The organism is Neisseria sp. P0021.S006 (genome assembly GCF_051956895.1).
This window is the reverse complement of sequence record NZ_JBQCWZ010001152.1, coordinates 1-482: the sequence shown is the minus strand read 5'-3', so window position 1 is coordinate 482 and position 482 is coordinate 1. Positions and strand designations below refer to the sequence as shown.

Sequence of the window (482 nt, the reverse complement as noted above, 5' to 3'; positions counted from 1 at the left end):
CAATACAGCTTATGTTAGAGCATCTGCACGAATAAACTTTTGCGATTAAATGTAATCTCGTGGAACTATTTCAAAGCGTTGCTGTCTTTACTGTGCACAGCACGCTTTACTATTTTTGGTTTAAAGCAGTAAAACGATTAAAGGTTGAATATGAACGATCGCCAAATAGATCAAGTTTTGGTGGAGCGCGCACAGAAAGGTGACCATAAGGCATTCGAGATGCTGATGTCCAAGTATCAGCGTCGGCTAAACAGACTGATTTCCCGTTTTATTCAGGATGAGCATGAAGTGCACGATGTAACCCAAGAGGCAATGATTAGGGCTTATCGTGCATTGGCAAATTTTCGTGGAGAAAGTGCATTTTATACATGGCTGTACCGTATCGGTATCAATACGGCAAAGAATTTCCTGACCACTTCGGGTCGTCAGTTTTTTGTCAGCTCGGAAGCGGCCAATGAGGAGGGAGATGTTCTTGATTTAAC

1 protein-coding gene is annotated in these 482 nt (G+C 42.3%); it reads left to right on the top strand.

What is annotated here, in order from left to right; all coding sequences use genetic code 11:
* Positions 1-150 precede the first annotated feature (150 nt).
* Positions 151-482 (top strand): sigma-70 family RNA polymerase sigma factor (locus tag ACTHUM_RS19210; RefSeq protein ID WP_440403879.1); only part of this gene is annotated, 332 nt, incomplete at its 3' end.